Source organism: Janibacter zhangyanbonis (assembly GCF_050507325.1).
In the GTDB taxonomy this organism is placed as follows: Bacteria; Actinomycetota; Actinomycetes; order Actinomycetales; family Dermatophilaceae; genus Janibacter.
In genome coordinates this window covers 1,289,510-1,307,655 of the sequence record NZ_CP191481.1, presented here as the reverse complement: position 1 = coordinate 1,307,655, position 18,146 = coordinate 1,289,510, and the positions used below count along the sequence as shown (strand labels likewise).

Sequence of the window (18,146 nt, the reverse complement as noted above, 5' to 3'; positions counted from 1 at the left end):
TCCGCGACCTTACCCGCCGTCCGGCGCGCCCCGGTCACGCAGCAGCCCCGGGGTGTCGTCGGCGGGCTTCTTCGACAGCTTGGTGCGCACCTTGGGCGACTTCGCGTCCTGCGGCGTCGGCGGGACCTGCTCCTTCTGGAGGGCGTAGGTCATGACGTCCTTGAAGACGGGCGCGGCGACCGCGCCGCCGTAGTAGCCCTTGATCGGGCGCTGGAGGATCACCGAGACGACGAGCTTGGGGTCGTCCGCCGGGGCGAAGCCGATGAAGCTCGCGGTCTTGCCGCTGTAGCCACCGGTCTCGGGGTCGTAGCGGTCGGCGGTGCCGGTCTTGCCGGCGACGCGATAGCCCTTGATCTTCGCCTGCGGGGCGGTGCCCTCGTCGGAGACGACGCCCTCGAGCATCCGGGAGACCTGGTTGGCGGTCTTCGACGAGACGGCACGGTTGCGCTTGCCGGCCGGGGCCGGCTCCCAGCCGCCCTCGCCGTCGCTGACCTCCTTGACGAAGGTCGGGCTGATCCGCACACCGTCGTTGGCGATCGCCTGGAAGACGTTGGTCACCTGCACGGCGGTCGTCGAGACGCCCTGACCGTAGGTGATCGTGTAGCGCTGCGAGCCGTTCCACGTCTCCGACTTCGGCAGCAGACCAGCGGACTCGCCGGGGAATCCCGAGCCGCTCGTCGACCCGAGACCGAAGCGGCGCAGGTACTCCTCGAGGGTCTTCGGCGACATCGTCTCGCCGATGAGCATCGTGCCGGTGTTGCTCGACTCGGCGAGGGCGCCGGCGACGGTGCGGTACTCGTCGGGGTGCGGGTGGCTGTCGTTGAGGGTCTGGTTGCCGCGGCGCATCGACCCCGGGAGGATCATCGGCGTCTCGGGGGTGATCTCCCCCTCCTCGAGGCCGGCGGCGACGGTCATGATCTTCGACGTCGAGCCGGGCTCGAAGACGTCGGAGAAGGCGAGGTTGGAGAAGACGCCCTTGCCGTCGCCGATGTCGTTGGGGTCGAAGGTCGGGTAGGAGGCGAGGGCGACGAGCTCGCCGGTGTCGACCCGCTGGACGACGATCGTGCCGGAGAGGGCGTCGGTCTCCTTGACCTGGTCGGCCAGGGCGTTCTGCGCGTACCACTGCACGTCGTTGTCGATCGTCAGGCGCACGTCGCGCCCGCTCTCGGCCGAGCTGACGTCGTCGGAGGCATTGGGCAGGCGCGAGCCGTCCTGGGCGATCTCGTAGGTCGCCTGGCCGGGCGTGCCCTTGAGGATGTCGTCGAGCTGCAGCTCGAGCCCACCACCGGCGGTCTGGTCCTGCGGCTGCACGAAGCCGACGAGCGAGGCGACGGTCGTCGACTGCGGGTAGGTGCGCTGGGTCGAGCGCTCGGAGTAGATGCCGGGGATGCCCAGGGCGTTGATCTTGCGCCAGGTCAGGGGCGAGACGTTCTTGGCGAGCACGCGGTAGCGCTGCGTGCCGGTGAGCTTGGGCTCGAGGTCCTCCGCGGTCGTGCCGAGCGGCTCGGCGAGGTCCTTGGCGGCCCCTGCCGTCCCGACCTTGGTCTGGGTGCCGTCGACGTCCTTCTCGTAGGCCGGCACGGCCGTCTGGTCGACGACGACGGTGCGCCGCTCCTGGCTCTGCGCGAGCACGGTGTCGTTGGCGTCGTAGATCGTCCCGCGGTGCGCGGGGATCGCCTCGGTCTGGGTGCGCTGGCGCAGGGCGTCGGCGGCGACCGCGTCGGAGTCGAAGCCCTGGATGCGCAGCAGCTGGGCGGCGAAGAGGCTGAGCACGATGAGCGAGACGACCATGAGTGCGCGCATCCGTCCGCGCGGGTTGGCCGCGGCGGCGGGGGCCGCGGCCGGCCGACGGGCCGGAGCCCTGCGGGCGGGAGCCTTGCGCGGGGGTGCCGTCTTGCGCGCCGGCGCAGCCTTCTTGGCCGGAGCGGCCTTGCGAGCCGGAGCAGCCTTCTTGGCGGGGCCGGCTGCCCGCTTCGCTGGTGCCGCCTTCTTCGCAGGCCGCGACGAGCCGGAGGGTCGACCGGTGCCCTGGGGGCGGTGTGGTCGGCGCTGGCTCACGTGGGGCCCTTCCTCAGTTGCTCGAGCGGGTGGACTTCTGGCTCTTCTTCGTGCTCTTGGCGGTGCTCTTCTTCGTGGCCTTCGACGGGGAGGCGGAGGCACTCTTCGTCGACTCGTCGGCGGTCGCCGTGGCCGCTGCTCCCACGGTAAATCCGTCCGGCTTCTGCGCCACCGACGCCACGCCGAGGACCTTGCCCTGGTCGAGGTCGATGAAGGCGGCGCTGCTCGCGGGGACCATCCCGAGCTCGTCGGCCTTCGTCGCCAGCCGCTGCGGCGCGGCCCGGTCGTTGATCGTCTGGGCCAGCGAGTCCTCCTTGTCGGCGAGCGACGCGGAGCGGGCCTCGAGCGCGGTGACCTCGAAGGAGTCCTGGGCCATCGCGGTGTTGAGACCGAGGACGGCGCCGAGGCCGGCGAGCAGCAGGGCGACGCAGGCCGCGGGGAACCACGGGGACCCGGCCCGGTCGGCCGGGGTGACCACCTCGAGGGAGGCTCGGGTGCGGCGGGCGGGCGCACGACGGGCGACGGTCGTGGCGACGGACGACTGGCTCATCGGGACGTACCTCTCTGCTGGCGGGGCGGTCGGATGCGCTCGGCGCCGCGCAGGCGGACCGAGGCGGATCGGGAGTTGGTCTCGAGCTCGCGGACCCCCGGGGTGAGGGCGCCACGGGTGAGCAGCCGCAGCTCGGGGGCGTGCTCCGGCAGCTCGACGGGCAGGTCGGCGGGGGCGGTCGAGGCCGCCCCCGCGGCGAGGCCCCGCTTGGTGATGCGGTCCTCGAGGGAGTGGAAGGACAGGACGGCGATGCGGCCACCGACGGCGATCCGCTCGAGCGCGACGGGCAGCGCCCGGGCCCAGCCGGCGAGCTCGGCGTTGACCTCGATGCGCAGCGCCTGGAAGGTCCGCTTCGCCGGGTGGCCCCCGCCGCGCTGCGAGGCCATCGGGATCGTGGCGCGCAGCAGCTCGACGAGCCGGCCGGACCGGTCGAAGGGGGTCACCTCCCGCTCGCGGACGATGGCGCCGGCGATCTTGCGGGCGAAGCGCTCCTCGCCGTACTCGGAGAGCACGCGCGCGAGGTCACGGGCGTCGTAGGTGTTGAGCACCTCGGCCGCGGTGATCCCGGTCGTCGGGTCCATGCGCATGTCGAGCGGCGCGTCGTGGGCGTAGGCGAAGCCGCGCTCGGTCTCGTCGAGCTGCAGGGAGGAGACGCCGAGGTCGAAGAAGGCGGAGGTGACGGTCTCGATGCCGAGGTCGTCGAGGACCTCGCCGATCTCGTCGTTGACCGCGTGCACGAGGGTGACCCGCTCGCCGAAGGGTGCCAGCCGCTCCCCTGCCAGGCGCAGCGCCTGGGGGTCACGGTCGATGCCGACGAGCCGCACGTGCGGGTCGGCCTCGAGCACGGCCTGCGCGTGCCCGCCCATGCCGAGCGTGCCGTCCACGTGGACGGCGCCCTCCGTGGAGAGCGCCGGGGCGAGCAGGTCGAGGACCTCGTCGAGCATGACGGGCACGTGGCGGGAGGCCGCGTCGCGGCCGGTGCCGGTGTCGTTGTGCTCCACGGTGCTCCCTTCGTGCTGCTGGTGGTGGGTGGTGATCTCCGGGCTGTCCGGCAGCTGCCGCCTGGTCCCCATCCGGGACGTTCCGGCCCGGGGGAAGTCGGGTCGGCGCCGTCACGGCTGGAGGCCGGGCGGCAGCTGCTCACATGAGTCCGGGGATCACCTCCTCGGACTGGTCGGCGAAGGCCTGCTCGGTGCTGGCCAGGTAGTCCTCCCACGCGGCGGTGTCCCAGACCTCGACCCGCGAGCCGGTGCCGATGACGGTGCACTCGCGGTCGAGGCCGGCGTACTGACGCAGCGCGGCCGGCACGGTGACCCGGCCCTGCTTGTCGGGGATCTCGTCGCTCGCGCCGGAGAGGAAGACGCGCATGTAGTCGCGAGCTGCCTTGCTCGAGGTGGGGGCCTCCTGGAAGCGCTGGGTGATCTTGACGAACTCGTCCATGGGGAAGACGTAGAGGCAGCGCTCCTGGCCACGGGTCATGACCAGACCGCCGGCGAGCTTGTCGCGGAACTTCGCCGGCAGGAAGAGGCGGCCCTTGTCGTCGAGGCGGGGGGTGTGGGTACCGAGGAACACGGCGGCCACCTCCCCTTCGTCTCGACCCGAGGGCTCCCTGCGCTTCCTTGTTCCACCACTTTACTCCACCTTTGCTCCAGATCACACCCATCAGCGCACTTTTCGGGCACTTCTTTGGTGACTTTTCCCTGATAAATCAGGGGTGGTGCAAAGTGGGGCAATTTCGCCCGTACATCACCACGAAGGGGGTACCTCGAGTGCCGGGATCGACGGCAGCTCCGTCTTGTGACCCCGTTTCCTGGGGCCGGGGCCCGACCGCCACGTAGGGTCGGGGGCACATCGGAGCGAAGTGGGGCGGCGCACTGTCGGCCCCCGGATCGGAGTCGTGGTGACCCTCAGCACGGAAGGTGCGCCCGCGGTGCAGGTGAGCGACGACCTCGAGTACGTCGTCTCCGTCGGCCGCGCGCTCGCCGAGACGATGAACGGCGTCATCGAGGGCAAGCCCGATGTCGTGCGCACGGCAATCACGGTGCTCCTGGCAGAGGGGCACATCCTCGTCGAGGACGTCCCCGGCACCGGCAAGACGATGCTCGCCAAGGCCCTCGCGCGCAGCATCGACGCCTCGGTGCGACGGGTGCAGTTCACGCCCGACCTGCTGCCGAGCGACATCACCGGCGTGAGCATCTACAACCAGGACCAGCGCGACTTCGAGTTCCGCCCCGGCGCGGTCTTCGCCAACGTCGTCATCGGTGACGAGATCAACCGCGCGTCGCCCAAGGCGCAGTCCGCCCTCCTCGAGTGCATGGAGGAGGCGCAGGTGACGGTCGACGGCACGACCTACGAGCTGCCGCGGCCCTTCATCATCATGGCGACGCAGAACCCGGTGGAGATGGAGGGCACCTACCCCCTCCCCGAGGCGCAGCGCGACCGCTTCATGGCCCGCCTGTCGATGGGCTACCCGACGGCGGCTGCGGAGATCACCATGCTCGACCACCACAGCGCCCGCTCGCCGCTCGAGGACCTGCACCCCGTCGCCGACGCCGCCGGCATCGCCCGGCTCATCGCCGCCGTGCGCACCGTCCACGCCTCCGCCGCCGTGCGGCAGTACGTCGTCGACATCGCGACGGCGACGCGCACCAGCTCGCTCGTGCGTCTGGGGGCCTCGCCGCGCGCGACCCTGCACCTGCTGCGGGCCGGCCGGGCCCATGCCGCTCTCGCGGGTCGTGACCACGTCCTGCCCGACGACATCCAGCAGATCGCCCCGGTCGTCTTCGCCCACCGGCTGCTGCTGAGCAGCGAGGCCCAGCTCGCCCGCCGAGAGGCCACCGACATCGTCAGCGAGCTGGTCCAGCGCACGCGCGTGCCGGCCACCCGGTGAGGCGAGCGCGATGACCGGCCGTGGGCGGCTCTTCGTCGCCGCCGGCGTGCTCGTCGCCCTCACCGGGCTCGTGCTCGGCCTGCACGACCTGACGAAGGTCGGCGGGCTGCTCGTCGTCCTTCCGGCCCTCGCGCTGCTCCTCTCCCGTCGCGACCTCGACCTCGACGTCTCGCGGCAGGTCTCCCCCGTGCGGATCCCGACCGACGGGCACGCCGACGTGACCGTGCAGGTGCGCAACGCCGGACGGCTGAGCACCCCCCTGCTGCGCGGCGAGGAGACCCTCGCCTATGCCCTCGGCGACCGCCCGCACCTGCTCGTGCCGCGGCTCGACAGCGGCGAGAGCCGCCGGCTCTCCTACCGGGTGCGCTCGCACGTGCGCGGGCACCACGTGATCGGTCCGCTCTCGGTGCGCGTCACCGACCCCTTCGGCCTGGCGACCCGATCGATCGCAGTGCCGGGCCAGACCTCGCTCGTCGTCCTGCCCCGCGTCCTGCCGCTCACCCCCGTCCGCGGCGTGCCGGCAGGCGGGGGCGGCGAGACGTCGACCTCCTCACGAGTCGCACTCCAGGGTGAGGACGACATCGGGGTGCGCGAGTACCGCATCGGCGACGACCTGCGGCGCATCCACTGGCGCTCGACCGCCCGCACCGGCGAGACGATGGTCCGTCAGGACGAGCAGCCCTCCCGTCGCCGCGCGCTCGTCCTGCTCGACGACCGCGCAGGCTCGCACGCCGGCACGGGCGGCGGGGGGTCCTTCGAGTGGTCGGTCACGGCCGTCGCCTCGATCGTCACCGTGCTGCTCGGCGAGCGCTTCGAGGTGCACCTGTGCCTCGCGTCCGACGAGACCGGCGCCGTCGTCCCGCTCGTCGACCTCGACCACGCGCTCGACGAGCTGGCGGCGGTCGAGCCGGCGGAGACGACCTCGCCGGACGGGCTCGTCGAGGCGCTCGACGACTTCATGCTCCACGGGGGCGGTCTCGTCGTCGGTGTCCTGGGGCAGCTCGACGACGAGGTCGTCGACCTGTGCACCTCGCGCTCGCGCCACGGCCGGGCCCTCGTCGTCGACCGTGGCGGCTTCACCGGACGTTCGGGCACCGGTCCTGCCGACGAGACAGCCCACCGGCTCGCCCTCGGCGGGTGGCGGGCCGAGGTCGTGCGCCCCGGAGCCCAGCTGCCGGAGCTGTGGACACGGCTGTCGGTCGGCCTGGGGGTGCGGGCATGAGACACGACCTCCGCGCCGTCGCCGGGCTGCTCGCCGCGCTCGGCACCCTCGTCGTCGCGCTCCCGCTGCGCTCGCTCTTCGACGACAACCCGTGGGTGGGCCCGGCGATGGGAGGGATCCTCCTCGTCATGCTCAGCGGCATGCTGCTGCGCGGACTGACCACCCGGGCGGGTCTCGTCGTCCTGGGCCAGGCGCTCGTCGCCGGCTTCTACCTGCTCGTCACCCAGCTGCGGGAGACGACGTGGTTCGGCGTCGTGCCGACGCCGCAGACCATCTCGACCTTCGCCGCGCACGTCTCCGACGCGCACGAGACGATCACCCGCTATGCCGCACCGGCCCCCGCGACGCCGGGCATCGTCGTCATGCTCGTCACCGTCGTCGTGGTCGTCGCGCTCGCCGTCGACATGTCGAGCGCCACCGCCATGTCGCCATCGGTCGCCGGCCTGCCGCTGCTGTCGCTCTTCCTCGTCTCCGCGGCCAACTCCGGCGGGTCCCTCCACGGGCTGTGGTTCCTCGTCGCGGCCAGCGTCTGGCTGGCGATGGTCGTCCACCAGGCCGACGTCGACCTCCACGGCTGGGTGACCTCGGTCCCCCGGCTCGCGCGCGGCGACGGCGAGGAGGTCGCGGCGCGCTCGCACCGCTGGCAGGCCGTGCGCCTGGGCGCCCTCGGCCTGGCCGGTGCCGTCGCCCTGGCGACCTTCGTCCCCCACCTGCCCACGCGCTACGTGCTCGACGGGCTCGGACGCGGCGGCTCGTCGGTCGGCGGCTCGGGCGTGCGCCTGGCCAGTGCGCTCGACCTGCGCCGCAGCCTCGCCTCACCGAGCGAGGAGCCGGTGCTCACCTACACGACGAGCGCCCCCTCGCCCGAGCCGCTGCGCGTCGCCGTCGTCGAGGACTTCTCCGACGGCCTGGGACGGATGCGCTCCGATGCCCCCGAGCCGGTCGACGGCTTCTCCCCGGTCGACCCGACGCTGCGCATCCCGGGCAACATCCCCGCCGAGCGGCGGACGATCGTCGTGCAGTCCAACGGCGTCGCGGCACCGCAGCTGCCGCTCCCTTCGCTCGTCAGCTCCGTCGACACCGGGGGCATCGCCTGGGCCCTCGGCCAGGACGGCACCGCCCGCGTCCAGCAGACGCCCGGGACCTACTCGGCGACCTTCACCGAGCTGACGCCCGAGGAGGACGACTTCGACCTGGAGACCGCGCTGCCCGTCGACCCGAGCGCGGCCGACGACTCCTACCTCACCCTCGACCCCGGCTCCTCGACGGAGATCAGCGAGCTCGTCGACGAGGTCGTCCCCCAGGACGCGACCCCGCTCGCCACCGCGCAGGCGATCCAGGAGTACCTGCGCGGCAGCGAGTTCACCTACAGCCTCGAGCTGCCCGACGCGCAGGGCCGCGACCCGATCGTCTCCTTCCTCGACACCAAGACCGGCTACTGCCAGCAGTTCGCCGTGACGATGACCCTCATGGCCCGCGCCCGCGGCATCCCGGCGCGCGTCGCCGTGGGCTTCCTCCCCGGGTCGCTGTCGACCGGCGAGGAGCGGGTGGTGCGGGTGAGCGACGCGCACGCGTGGCCGGAGCTCTACTTCGAGGGCGTCGGCTGGACGCGCTTCGAGCCGACGCCCGGCTCGCGCGCGGCCTCGACGCCGGGCTACTCGGTGGACACGACCGATTCCAGCGCAGGCAGCGAGACCTCGACCAGCTCCGACAACGCGAGCAGCAGCTCGGCCAGCTCCGCCGATCGTCCCGAGGACGTCGCCGTCCCCGAGGCCGCGACCGGGCAGGACGAGGGACGACCCGCGTGGCTGACCTGGCTGCTGTGGCTGCTCGGCGCCGGGCTGGTCCTCGCGATCATGCCGGTGTCCGCGCTCGTGGCGCGCCGTCTGGATCGGCGCCGTTCGCTCGACGACACCGAGCGGGTCGAGCGCGAGTGGCACGAGCTGGTCAGCCAGCTCGACGACCTCGGGCTGCGTCCTCCGGTCGGGGCGACGCCGCGCCAGACGGGCGCCTGGCTCTCCCGACGGCTGCACCTCGAGGGCGAGCCCCAGGAGCACCTCGACCACGTCGTCGCGACGCTCGAGCGGGCGCGCTACGCACCGCCCGGCGCCGACCTGCCGGACATCTCCCGCGAGGTCGGCCAGGTCGTCGACCGGGTGCGCGCGAGCCGCCAGCGCTCGATGCAGCTGCGCTCCGTGCTGTGGCCCCAGGACGGGGTCGACGCCTGGCGGACGCTCGGCCGCGCGATCCTGCGCCGCCTCCTCCGCCGGGGGTGATCAGTCGAGGTAGTCGCGCAGGACCTGGGAGCGGCTCGGGTGACGGAGCTTGCTCATCGTCTTGGACTCGATCTGGCGGATCCGCTCACGGGTCACGCCGTAGACCTTGCCGATCTCGTCGAGCGTCTTCGGCTGGCCGTCGGTCAGGCCGAAGCGCATCGAGACCACGCCGGCCTCGCGCTCGCTGAGGGTGTCGAGCACCGAGTGCAGCTGCTCCTGCAGGAGCGTGAAGCTCACCGCGTCGGCCGGCACGACGGCCTCGGAGTCCTCGATGAGGTCACCGAACTCGGAGTCGCCGTCCTCGCCGAGCGGGGTGTGCAGCGAGATCGGCTCGCGACCGTACTTCTGGACCTCGACGACCTTCTCGGGGGTCATGTCGAGCTCCTTGGCCAGCTCCTCCGGCGTGGGCTCGCGGCCCAGGTCCTGGAGCATCTGGCGCTGCACACGAGCGAGCTTGTTGATGACCTCGACCATGTGCACGGGGATGCGGATCGTGCGCGCCTGGTCGGCCATCGCGCGGGTGATCGCCTGGCGGATCCACCACGTGGCGTAGGTCGAGAACTTGTAGCCCTTCGTGTAGTCGAACTTCTCGACCGCACGGATCAGACCGAGGTTGCCCTCCTGGATGAGGTCGAGGAAGAGCATGCCGCGACCGGTGTAGCGCTTGGCCAGCGAGACGACGAGTCGCAGGTTGGCCTCGAGCAGGTGGTTCTTGGCGTTCTTGCCGTCCTGGGCGATCCACCACAGCTCGCGCTTGAACTTCATGTCGATCTTCTCGCCGGAGGCGAGCTTTTCCTCGGCGAAGAGGCCGGCCTCGATCCGCTTGGCGAGCTCGACCTCCTGCTCGGCGTTGAGGAGCGCGACCTTGCCGATCTGCTTGAGGTAGTCCTTGACCGGGTCGGCGGTGGCACCGGCCGTGACGACCTGCTGCGCGGGCGCGTCGTCCTCGTCGTCGTTGCTGATCGTGAAGCCGGACTTCTCGTCCTGCTCCGTCTCGGGCTTGGTCTTCGCCTCGGGCTCGTCGACGAGCAGCTCGTCCTCGCCGGGTGCCGGCTCCTCGGCCGTCGTCGTCGTGGGGTTGGCCGCAGCCTTCTTGGCGGCGGCCTTCTTCGCGGCGGCCTGCTTGGCCGGCGCCGCCTGCTTCACGGGCGCAGCGGCGGCAGCGGCCGTCGCCGTCGACGCGGCCTTCTTGGCCGCGACCTTCTTCGCCGGAGCAGCCTTCTTCGCGGGCGCGGCGGCCTTCTTGGTCGCGGTCTTCTTCGTGGCCGTCTTCGTCGCCGCGGTCTTGGTCGCCGCCTTCTTGGCGGGAGCCTTCTTCGCGGTCTTCTTCGCCGGGGTGGACTCTGGCACCTGTACCTCGATTCCCTGGTCGCCCAGTGCACGCAGGACGACCCGACCCCGGGTGGGGCTGATCTTCGCCTCGCTGAATGCTGCCTGCAGCTGGTCGCTGGTGATGGATCCGGTCGTGCGGCCCTTCAGGACGAGCTCCTGCAACGATGGGTGCGAGAACTCCTTGGGGAGGGAGCCCTGCGTCTCGCCGGACCGTGGGGACACAGCAGTCACCAACAACCTTTCGTCACGGAGGATTCCGCCGGGACGAAGGGGGTGGCGTCACCCCGCGGTCCCGACTCGCCCGGTCGCTGTGCGCTGGGCTCGTGACCATTATAAAACGCGGGCGGCGCAGATGCCGCCACCAGGGGTGGCAGCGGCCCGTCAGCGGGCCTTGACCGCCAGCACGTCGCAGGGCGCGTCGAGCAGCACACGCTGGGCGTTGGAGCCGAGGATCAGCTTGCCGACGGGGGTGCGACGACGCAGGCCGATGATGATCAGCTCGGCGCCGGTCTCCTCGGCCACGACGATGAGGTCCTCGGCCGGCTCCTTGCCGCGCACGAGCCCACGGACCTCGCCGTCGACCCCGGCCTCGTCCATGCGGGCCCGCACCTGCGCGAGGTCGTCCTCGTGCTTGCGCGCGGTGTCACCGCTCAGGCCGACACCGCCGCGGTCGGAGTGGATGACGACGAGCTTGTCATTGCGCAGGCGGCACTCCTCGAAGGCCCGCTCCAGGGCGGCTTCGCCTTCCTTGGTGGACACGTATCCCACGACGATCGTCATCGGTGCTCCTCGTCAGCTCGCTCAGGTGGACAACCTGGGCCAGACGCTACACCGCGGTCCCGTGACCTGTCTCACTCCCCGCCGGGGTGTCGACGAGTCAGGCGTCGCGCAGGGTCTCGTGGAGCAGCTCGCCGACCTGGTCGACCTCGGTGAGGAAGCCGTCGTGACCCACCGCCGAGTGGATCGTGCGCAGCCGGGTGCCGGGCCGCGCCGCGGCGATCTCGCTCGAGAGCCGGGGCGGGTAGAGCCGGTCGGAGTCGACGGGCGCGACGACGAGACGACCGGCGAAGGGGGCGAGGGCCGCCTCGAGCCCGCCGCGTCCACGACCGATGTCGTGGGAGTTCATCGCCTCGGAGAGCACCGCATAGGAGTTGGCGTCGAAGCGACGCGCGAGCTTGCCCCCGTGGTGGTCGAGATAGCTCTCGACGGTGTAGCGCGGGCGCCCCGACTCCCCCGCCGGCTCGTCCTGCTCCTCGCGGCCGAAGCGCTCGTGCAGCTCGAGCTCGCTGCGGTAGGTGATGTGCGCGATGCGGCGGGCGATGGCCAGGCCGCTCTCCGGTCCCTGCGGGTGGTCGTAGTAGTCGCCCCCGGCGAACCACGGGTCGTTGCGGATGGCGAGGATCTGCGCCTGGCACCAGCCGATCTGCTCGGCGGTCGCCCGGGCACCGGTCGCGAGCGCGATCGCCGTGCCGACCCGGTCGGGGTGGCTCGCGACCCACTCGAGGGTCCGCATGCCACCCATCGACCCGCCGATGACGGTGTGCCAGCGCTCGATGCCGAGCGCGTCGGCCAGGCGCGCCTCGGCGGCGACCTGGTCGCGGATCGTCAGTCGGGGAAACCGGCTGCCCCAGGGCCGCCCGTCGGGCGCGGTGCTGGCGGGCCCGGTGCTGCCCTGGCAGCCACCGAGGACGTTGACCGCGACGACGAAGTAGGAGTCGTCGAGGGGCGCACCCTCACCGATGAGCCCGGGCCACCAGCCCGCCGTGGGGTGACCGGGACCGGCGTCACCGACGACGTGGCTGTCACCGGTCAGCGCGTGCTCGACGAGCACCGCATTGTCCCGCTCGGGGCTCAGCCGCCCCCACGTCTCGTAGGCGAGCACGACGTCGGGCAGGGACTCGCCGGACTCGAGCCGCAGGTGGCCCACGGAGTGGAAGTGCCGGTCGCCCGGCTCGTCACCGTCGCGCCACGACGCTGTGCTCGTGGGGGGTGTGGTGGTCACGCTCACGGAGTGCTCCCGAAGTGTCTCGCCTTGCCACATCGCCTCGACGCGGCCAGGTCATCACCCGGGGCACCCCGTCGCGAGGAGGGTTGCCGGCCAGCAAGCCGGGGCTTTGCGCTGGCACTCATGACCTGCCGCCAACTCTAACGTCATGAGGCGCGCGGGATCGAGCCGCGTCCGTCGTGCGGACCCGCCACCGCGTCGCTCCACGGGTGCGCGCCGGTGACGAGCAGCCGCGACATCAGGTCGGCGAGCCGGTGGTCGGGGTCGACCTCGAGAGCCCGCTCGAGGCAGATGCCGGCGATCGTGCCGTCGCCCGCCCACCAGGCCAGCTGCGCGACCGCGACGTGCACCGCCGCCGTCAGGGGCGGCGGCAGCAGACGGCCCACCTCGACGAGGCGCTCGCGCACGAGCAGCACCTCCTCGGGCCACTCCTGCGGCCGCGGCCACTCGTCGCCCTCCTCCCACAGGTCGACCCACGGGCAGTCCCCCGCTGCGTCGATGACGAGCGTGGCGATGTGCGGCGGCAGCGCGTCGAGGTCGAAGAAGCCGGGGGCGAGCATGGCGAGCAGCCCGTCGCGCCACGGGATGTCGAGCAGCGAGATCGCGAGCAAGGCGAGCTCGGCGTCGGTGAGCACCGCCACCGGCTCCGCGGTGCGGCGCGGGTCGAGGACCCGGGCCCAGACGTCGACCAGCTCGTCCTCGTCGACGTGGGCGAGGTCGAGTCCCTCGGCCGCGGCAGCGACCCGGTCGGCCCTCACCTCGTCGGTCGGCGGCACCACCCCGTCGACGAGCGCCTGCCGGCTCGGCCAGGGACTCACGCCGGCGAGGACGAAGGGAGCGACCGCCGGCACCTCGTGCGGCTGCGGCAGCTCGCGGCCGCCCGGCCAGGTGCGGCCCTCGCGGACGACGAGGTGCGGTGTCACGTGCAGACCTGCGACGAGGGCGGCTGAGGTGACCGCCGTGCGCAGGGGGCGAGACCCCCCTTCGTCCTCCTCGAAGGCCGTGACGGCCAGACCCTGCGCCCCGCTGTGGGCCAGCACGGCGACGCAGTGCGCCGCGACCTGCTCGCACGCCGCGGCATCGGGCAGGAGGTCGAGCCGCTGGACCATGCCCACGCGACGACCGTGCAGCGCCGTGAGGACGAGGGAGGGGCCCGGGTGGTAACCGAGCTGGTAGGGCACGAGGACGGCGAGCTCGGCGGGGTCGCGGGGGGAGGCAGTCGGTGTCATGCCCCGACGATGCCGAGCGGCCCGCCCCCTCGACCGAGGGGCGGGCCGCCTGTGGATCCTCGCGGCAGCGGCCACGAGGCTGTGGATCAGTCCGGCACGACGTGCGAGCGCACGGTCCCCGGCTGGGGCTGGGGCTGCGGCTGGAAAGCCGTGCCCTGCTCCCACGCGATGAAGTCCTCGGTCTCCTTGACCAGGGTCGCGGCGAGCCAGCCGACGACCATGACGTCGTCGAGCAGGCCGAAGGCCAGCAGCAGCCCCTCGGGCGCGATGTCGATCGGCGAGACGACGTAGCCGACACCGGCGAGCATCATGACCAGGCGCGCGGACGACAGGCCGGTGTAGGCCCCGGAGCGGACCGCGCGGATCATCCGCGGCACGGCCCGCAGACGCGCGATCATGCCGGGGCTGCCGGGGCGCGAGGCGCTCCGGACGGCCGACGCGAGGTGGGCAGCACTACGGACTCGGCGGCTCATGGCCATCGGGGTCTCCTGACGCTCGGGCGCTCCCGGGTCGGGGGCGCTCCACGGGGGTCAACGACCCGCGTCGGCCGGGGATTCCACCGGGGCACCCTGTGTGACGAGCCCGTCAGCGCGGTCCTCCCAGAAGGTCGCGCCCACGATGCCGTGGTCGCGCGGGTCGAACTGCGGGTCCAGACCCTGCTTCTTCTGGGCGCGGAAGTCCTTGAGCGCCTTGAGCGCCGGGCCCTGCAGCATGAGGATGCCGAGGATGTTGAGCCAGGCCATCGTGCCGACGCCGATGTCACCCAGGCCCCAGGCGGAGCCGGCCGTCGTCGTCGCGCCGTAGGCGACGGAGACGAGGATCAGCGCCTGCAGTGCACGGATCATGCCGCGGCGCACGACGCCGTTGCCGATCTTGCGGGTGAGGTAGGCGAGGTTGACCTCGGCCATGTAGTAGTAGGCGACCATTGTCGTGAAGGCGAAGAAGACGAGGGCCAGCGCGACGAAGCTCGAGCCCCAGCCGGGCGCGAGGGTGTCGAAGCCGGCCTGCACGAAGCCCGGACCGGGCTCGGTGTCGGTGCCGACCCCGCCGACGTAGAGGGTCTCGTCGCCGAAGGTCTCGCCCTTGAAGACGGTGTACATGTCCGTCGAGATGATGATGAAGGCGGTCGCCGTGCAGACGAAGAGGGTGTCGATGTAGACGGCGAAGGCCTGGACGAAGCCCTGCTTCGCCGGGTGCGACACCTCGGCCGCGGCGGCGTGGTGCGGGCCGGTGCCCTGGCCGGCCTCGTTGGAGTAGATGCCGCGCTGGACACCCCACTTGACGGCCTGGCCGACGATGGCGCCGTAGACGGCGTGCCCGCCGAAGGCACCGGAGAAGATCTCGCCGAAGACGTGGCCGATCTGGTCGACGTTGACGAAGAAGACGACGAGCGCGAAGAGGATGTAGAGGATCGCCATCGGCGGCACGACGAACGCCGCGAAGGTCGCGATGCGCTTGACGCCACCGATGACGATGAAGGCCAGGCCGATGACCACGCCGATGGCGGTCGCCCAGGTCGGCACGCCCCACGCGGACTCGATGGCCGAGGACATGCCGTTGGCCTGCACACCCGGCAGGAAGAAGCTCATCGCGAAGACGGTGACGACGGCGAAGACGATCGCGTAGACGAGCGAGAAGGTCTTGGCCTTGTGGGCGTAGGCCTTCTCGAAGTAGTAGGCCGGACCACCGCGGTACTCACCGGTGTCCGGGTCCTTCTCCTTGTAGATCTGCCCGAGCGTGCACTCGACGAAGGAGGTCGCGGCCCCGAGGAGGGCGACCGCCCACATCCAGAAGACCGCGCCCGGACCACCGAAGGCGATGGCCGTCGCGACGCCACCGATGTTGCCCATGCCGACCCGGTTGGCCAGCGACATCATCAGCGACTGGAAGGACGAGGTGCCGTCCTGCGACTTCTCGCCCCGCACGAGCTGGGCGATCATGTCGGGGATCCCGAGGACCTGGACGAGGCGAGTGCGGATTGTGAAGTAGACGCCAGCAGCCAGGCAGAGCCCGACGAGCGGTATCGACCAGATGACGCCGTTGGTGGCGTCGACGAGTTCGGCGAAGGACATGCGGTAGAGCTCCCTGTGGCGCGGGTCATGGACCCGCGGGACGCTACCTCAGGTCCGGCGCCGCCGCAGGGAACTCGGTCCGCACGTGGGTGCCGATCTGCCGCATCAGCCACACGTCCATGCCGGCACCGACGGCACCGCCGACGACCGGCACCGCCTTGCCGAAGCGCGCGAAGACGCCCTTGCCGGCGCTCGAGAGGATGCGGAAGCCGACGGCCTTGTTGACCACCATCAGGGCCGGCCCGGGCAGTCGCTGGGCGGCCATGCTGGCGAGTCGGCCGGTGGGCGCGACGACCCCCGCCTTGGCGAGCAGGTCCTGGGCGTCGGCGCCGACGAGGCTGAGCAGGACGGCGGAGCGGATCTCGGGCTGGGCGAGGTCGTAGCCGCGCAGCCGGGCCACGGCCGCCGACATGCGCGTGGCGAGCACGTAGAAGCCGAAGACATTGGCCGGCAGGGCGACGATCATCGTCGCGAAGCCGCCGAGGTTGGTGAGGAAGCCGCTGGCACCGGCGAGCTTGAGCGTGTCGCCGACGACCTCGTCGACCGCCTTGTCGACGTCGCCGCCGTGCTTGGCCAGCGCCTCGTCGGCGACCTGCGCCGCGGAGTCGAAGGGGCCGCGTCCGTCGATGCCGGTGTCGAGGAGGTTCTCGACGAGCGTGAGCGACGATCCGGACAGACCGCGGCGGCTCTTGGGGTCACGCGCCTGCTCGAGCGCGGTCCGCGTGTCCTGCACCTGCTTCTTCTTGCCGAAGCCGAGTCGGTCGGAGATGAATCCCATGTCGGCATCCTGTCATGACGAAGGGGGCCCCGTCGGTGCGCGCGGGTAGCCTCACCGCTCGTGGGTGGAGAGCAGCCGGGAGCCGTCGTCGTCGGGGTCGACGGCGTCGGAGCCGTGCTCCCGCCGGAGGGCGACCCCCTGCTGGCGACGGACCTCCCTTCGCTCGTCGCCGCCCTCTCCCCCGGCACCCGATGGGTCACCTGGTCGGCTGCGTCGGTGGTACCGCTCGTCGCCGCCGGCGCCCGGCTCGACCGCACCTGGGACGTCGCCGAGGCGCACCGCCTGGCACACGGTGGCTGGGCCGCCGGACCCGAGCGAGCCTGGGCCGCGGTGCACCGGCTGGACCCCGCGGGCGCCCCGAGCGCGCCGACGGGAGACCTCTTCGACCTGCTCACCGATGAGGTGCCGGCCGAGCAGCTCGTCCGCGACGACGGCCACCTGCGCGCCGACGCGGTGACGGGCGCCTGGCTGACGACACCGCAGCGGTGCGCCGCCTTCGCCGAGGCCGCCCGGCAGGTCGCCGCGCACCAGCGTGACGCGATGTCCGCCCGCGGCGGGCGGGCGCTCGCCACGGCCCACGCCGAGTCGGCCGCCGCCGTCCTGTGCGTCGAGCTCGAGCTGCACGGCCTGCCCATCGACCGCGCCACGGCGCGCCGGCTGGTCACCGAGGCGGCCGGCGAGGAACCGCACACCCTCGACGAGGAGCTCGCGGCCCGCACGGCCCGCGATGCCCCGGTGCTCGCGGCGCTGCCGGGCACCGGCCACGTCGACCTGCGCAACCCCGCCCAGGTCAAGGCGATGCTCGCCCGCGCGGGTGTCGACGTGCCCTCGACCCGCAAGTGGGTCCTCGAGGCGCACCGGGCCACCCACCCGGTCGTGCCCGCTCTGCTCGAGTGGCGCAAGCGCGAGCGGATCGCGACGACCTACGGCTGGCGGTGGCTGCGCGAGCACGTCGGCGCTGACGACCGGCTGCGCGGCGCCTGGGCCGCGTGCGACGGGGCGGCCGGGCGGATGACCGCACAGGCCGGTCTGCACAACCTGCCCGCGGAGCTGCGGCCGGCGGTGGCCGCCGACGAGGGGTGGGCCTTCGTGCGCGCCGACCTCGGCCAGGTCGAGCCGCGGGTCCTCGCCGCCGTCTCGCGCGACGAGGCCTTCGCTGCGGCGACCCGCGAGGACGACCTCTACGCCCCGGTCGCGCAGCGCCTCGGCGTCGAGCGCTCGGTCGCCAAGATCGCGGTGCTCGCGGCGATGTACGGCCAGCGCTCGGGGCCGGCGGCCGAGGCGCTCAAGGGACTGGAGCACACCTACCCGGTCGCGATGGCGCACCTGCAGCGCGCGCAGGACGCCGGCCGGCGCGGCGAGCCGGTGCGCACCCACGGCGGGCGCCTCGTGCGCACCGACTTCCCGGGGGGCGGCGATGACGAGGCGCGCGAGGGCCTGGCCGCGGCCCGCGGGCGCTTCGCGCGCAATGCCGTCATCCAGGGCTCGGCCGCCGAGCTCTTCAAGGCGTGGGCGGCGACGGTGCGCGTCGCAGTCCGCCCGCTGCAGGGGCGCATCGTGCTCTGCCTGCACGACGAGCTGCTCGTCCACGTACCGCAGGAGCACGCCGAGGAGGCCGCGGCACTCGTCGACCGGGCCCTGACCGACGCGGCCCGACGCTGGCTCGGCGGCGAGCAGGTGCGCTTCGTCGCCGACACCTCGGTCGTGCGCCGGTGGTCGGAGGCGAAGTAGCGG

The 18,146-nt window shown here is 72.5% G+C and carries 15 protein-coding genes and 1 riboswitch; of the genes, 4 read left to right on the top strand and 11 right to left on the bottom strand.

Translation table 11 applies throughout. The annotated features are described in order from the left end of the window. Positions 1-9: 9 nt before the first annotated feature. The 4 genes from ACQBJO_RS06400 to mraZ all read right to left on the bottom strand — a co-directional run bounded on the left by ACQBJO_RS06400 (position 10) and on the right by mraZ (position 4,180). On the bottom strand, positions 10-2,058 hold the full coding sequence (locus ACQBJO_RS06400) for a peptidoglycan D,D-transpeptidase FtsI family protein (protein WP_421006747.1): 2,049 nt from the start codon (positions 2,056-2,058) through the stop codon (positions 10-12). Between the two features lie 13 nt (positions 2,059-2,071). Further along, the gene (locus ACQBJO_RS06395) at positions 2,072-2,608 is read right to left on the bottom strand and encodes a hypothetical protein (RefSeq protein ID WP_421006748.1); all 537 of its coding nucleotides are present in this window, start codon (positions 2,606-2,608) and stop codon (positions 2,072-2,074) included. After that, positions 2,605-3,552, bottom strand: coding sequence for a 16S rRNA (cytosine(1402)-N(4))-methyltransferase RsmH (rsmH, locus tag ACQBJO_RS06390; RefSeq protein WP_430407170.1), 948 nt, complete (start codon positions 3,550-3,552; stop codon positions 2,605-2,607). The genes ACQBJO_RS06395 and rsmH overlap by 4 nt, the downstream gene beginning before the upstream one ends. A 196-nt stretch (positions 3,553-3,748) precedes the next feature. Beyond that, complete coding sequence (mraZ, locus tag ACQBJO_RS06385; protein ID WP_255185915.1) at positions 3,749-4,180, bottom strand: division/cell wall cluster transcriptional repressor MraZ; 432 nt, start codon at positions 4,178-4,180, stop codon at positions 3,749-3,751. A gap of 328 nt (positions 4,181-4,508) precedes the next feature. Between mraZ and ACQBJO_RS06380 the strand changes: the two genes are divergently transcribed. Genes ACQBJO_RS06380 through ACQBJO_RS06370 form a run of 3 tightly spaced genes read left to right on the top strand, consistent with a single transcriptional unit; the run spans position 4,509 to position 8,996 of the window. Continuing rightward, positions 4,509-5,498 (top strand): AAA family ATPase, encoded by a 990-nt coding sequence (locus tag ACQBJO_RS06380; protein WP_421006750.1) that lies wholly within the window; start codon positions 4,509-4,511, stop codon positions 5,496-5,498. A 10-nt stretch (positions 5,499-5,508) separates the two neighbouring features. Continuing rightward, complete coding sequence (locus tag ACQBJO_RS06375; RefSeq protein ID WP_421006751.1) at positions 5,509-6,720, top strand: DUF58 domain-containing protein; 1,212 nt, start codon at positions 5,509-5,511, stop codon at positions 6,718-6,720. Then, positions 6,717-8,996 carry a transglutaminaseTgpA domain-containing protein gene (locus ACQBJO_RS06370; protein ID WP_421006752.1) on the top strand — a complete coding sequence of 760 codons (2,280 nt, stop codon included), beginning with the start codon at positions 6,717-6,719 and terminating at the stop codon, positions 8,994-8,996. Before ACQBJO_RS06375 ends, ACQBJO_RS06370 begins: the two co-directional genes overlap by 4 nt. Here ACQBJO_RS06370 and ACQBJO_RS06365 read toward each other — a convergent pair whose 3' ends face one another. From ACQBJO_RS06365 to ACQBJO_RS06335, 7 genes are all read right to left on the bottom strand, one after another. After that, on the bottom strand, positions 8,997-10,559 hold the full coding sequence (locus tag ACQBJO_RS06365) for an RNA polymerase sigma factor (RefSeq protein WP_421006753.1): 1,563 nt from the start codon (positions 10,557-10,559) through the stop codon (positions 8,997-8,999). It lies immediately after the preceding gene. A gap of 150 nt (positions 10,560-10,709) precedes the next feature. After that, complete coding sequence (locus tag ACQBJO_RS06360; RefSeq protein WP_421006754.1) at positions 10,710-11,108, bottom strand: universal stress protein; 399 nt, start codon at positions 11,106-11,108, stop codon at positions 10,710-10,712. 97 nt (positions 11,109-11,205) lie between these two features. Further along, positions 11,206-12,336 (bottom strand): homoserine O-acetyltransferase MetX, encoded by a 1,131-nt coding sequence (gene metX, locus ACQBJO_RS06355; RefSeq protein WP_255185909.1) that lies wholly within the window; start codon positions 12,334-12,336, stop codon positions 11,206-11,208. A gap of 15 nt (positions 12,337-12,351) precedes the next feature. After that, positions 12,352-12,462, bottom strand: a riboswitch (SAM riboswitch). 17 nt (positions 12,463-12,479) lie between these two features. After that, a complete protein-coding gene (locus ACQBJO_RS06350) occupies positions 12,480-13,562 on the bottom strand; it encodes a DUF4192 domain-containing protein (protein ID WP_421006755.1) in 1,083 nt (360 codons plus the stop codon). A gap of 86 nt (positions 13,563-13,648) precedes the next feature. Further along, complete coding sequence (locus ACQBJO_RS06345; RefSeq protein ID WP_255185907.1) at positions 13,649-14,035, bottom strand: YkvA family protein; 387 nt, start codon at positions 14,033-14,035, stop codon at positions 13,649-13,651. A gap of 57 nt (positions 14,036-14,092) precedes the next feature. After that, the gene (locus ACQBJO_RS06340; protein ID WP_421006756.1) at positions 14,093-15,634 is read right to left on the bottom strand and encodes an alanine/glycine:cation symporter family protein; all 1,542 of its coding nucleotides are present in this window, start codon (positions 15,632-15,634) and stop codon (positions 14,093-14,095) included. A 43-nt stretch (positions 15,635-15,677) separates the two neighbouring features. Continuing rightward, complete coding sequence (locus tag ACQBJO_RS06335) at positions 15,678-16,412, bottom strand: hypothetical protein (protein WP_421006757.1); 735 nt, start codon at positions 16,410-16,412, stop codon at positions 15,678-15,680. 60 nt (positions 16,413-16,472) lie between these two features. Here ACQBJO_RS06335 and ACQBJO_RS06330 point away from each other — a divergent pair, with 60 nt between their 5' ends. After that, positions 16,473-18,143, top strand: coding sequence for a DNA polymerase (locus tag ACQBJO_RS06330; protein ID WP_421006758.1), 1,671 nt, complete (start codon positions 16,473-16,475; stop codon positions 18,141-18,143). Positions 18,144-18,146 lie beyond the last annotated feature (3 nt).